This window comes from Xanthomonas cissicola (genome assembly GCF_008801575.1).
GTDB lineage: Bacteria > Pseudomonadota > Gammaproteobacteria > Xanthomonadales > Xanthomonadaceae > Xanthomonas > Xanthomonas cissicola.
In genome coordinates this window covers 1-1,545 of sequence record NZ_VZPL01000182.1, presented here as the reverse complement: position 1 = coordinate 1,545, position 1,545 = coordinate 1, and the positions used below count along the sequence as shown (strand labels likewise).

At 58.5% G+C, this 1,545-nt stretch carries 3 pseudogenes; 2 read left to right on the top strand and 1 reads right to left on the bottom strand.

What is annotated here, in order from left to right:
* Both F7R02_RS26755 and F7R02_RS25265 read left to right on the top strand, forming a co-directional pair.
* Positions 1-195 (top strand): annotated as a pseudogene (locus F7R02_RS26755) (hypothetical protein); the annotation flags it as partial.
* Positions 114-1,256: pseudogene (locus tag F7R02_RS25265) on the top strand (RHS repeat domain-containing protein); the annotation flags it as partial. The pseudogenes F7R02_RS26755 and F7R02_RS25265, both read left to right, overlap by 82 nt.
* A 183-nt stretch (positions 1,257-1,439) precedes the next feature.
* Here the strand turns inward: F7R02_RS25265 and F7R02_RS25255 are convergent.
* Positions 1,440-1,545 (bottom strand): annotated as a pseudogene (locus F7R02_RS25255) (IS5/IS1182 family transposase); the annotation flags it as partial.

The window sequence follows — 1,545 nt, the reverse complement described above, 5'->3', positions numbered from 1 at the left end:
GCTGCGCTGGATCGCCTTTTTGCGTGCCTGGTTGCAGGTGGTGCGGGAGCGTTCCTCAACGTGCTCAAGCACTATGCGGCTCGCAAACATGGCAATGGAGGTTTGACAGGGGTTTTTCAGGGACGACTATGTATCCAGCGGGCGATTGGGGTGATAACACTGTGGCAGCAGAGCATCGGCCAGCCCGTCAAGTGACGACCATAGGCAATGGCGATCAGTTCGTTTGGCGTGTGGCCGATTGCAGTGGCCAGCCGTGTTTCGATGAGTTCGCCCGTCCGTTGCGGATCGAACGCTTCAGTCCCTGGCACAGCCGCACTGACGAGACCACGTATTACGACGAACGCGGCGCTTGGGTCTTGGGGCAAACTGCCATTGCTCGCAACATCAACACAGGCATCGCGACCTCTCAGATTGACTATGGCGCCAATGCATTACCCCAGACGGAACGGCGCAACGGAAAGGTGGTTGCAACCTATACCTACAATCCCGATGGGACCCTGGCCCAGGTCAAGGATGGCCTGGGAAATGCAACGACCCTGTCCGGTTGGAAGCGTGGCATTCCCCAAACGGTTGCAAATGCCGATGGCACGGCCAAGTCCGCCTCGGTGGACGACAACGGGTGGATTCGTCAGACCACCGACGAGAATGGATTTGCGACCACGTATGGTTATGACGCGATGGGGCGGCTGAATGCCACGAACTACCCATCGGGCGACAGCACAGCGTGGAACTCGACTGCACAGACGTTCGAGCGGGTGGGGAGCGACGAATATGGCATCGGCGCTGGCCACTGGCGCCAGACCGTGACTACCGGGAACGCGCAGAAGATCACTTACTTTGATGCGCTGTGGCAGCCGCTGTTGACGCGGGAATACGACGCGGCAAACTTGGCGGGAACGCTGCGGACCAAGCGCTTCGCCTACGACCATGAGGGACGAGCCGTCTTTGCGTCTTACCCGAGCAGCACCGAAGCGGCGAGCACTGGGATCTGGACCGAATTCGACGTGGTGGGCAGGCCCACTGCGGTATCGCAGGACAGCGAGCAGGGATTGCTGACCACGATCACGCAGTATCTGCCTGGCGCACAAACCCTAGTCACGAACCCGCGAGGTGCTCAGACGCGCACGGGTTACCAGGTGTTCGATCAACCGGTCTATGACGCGCCCGTGTGGGTGCAGCTTCCCGAATCTGCACGAACATCGATTGCTCGGGACGTCTTTGGTAAGGCAATCAGGATAGAGCGAGGCGCGCAATGATCGGTCGAAAGGAATCTTCGATGAGAGCGTCGGAAATAAATGTTTTTAGACGACAGAGCGGTAGGCTAAGGAAGGTCTGAATAACGAGGCCTGAGAGTGCGGGATGTCGCGTCGTTCCGAAGAGTGGCGTTTGAATCTTTGGAATTTCGCCATTTCTGGCGTTTTCCGTGGGAATTTCCTGGTTTACAGGCGCACGCTCCCCATAGCCGGCAGCAACTGCTTTCGCTTCATCCACAGATTGGAGAGCGCAAACAAGGTCAGCACGTGTGCGGTGTTTTTGGCCAGGCCG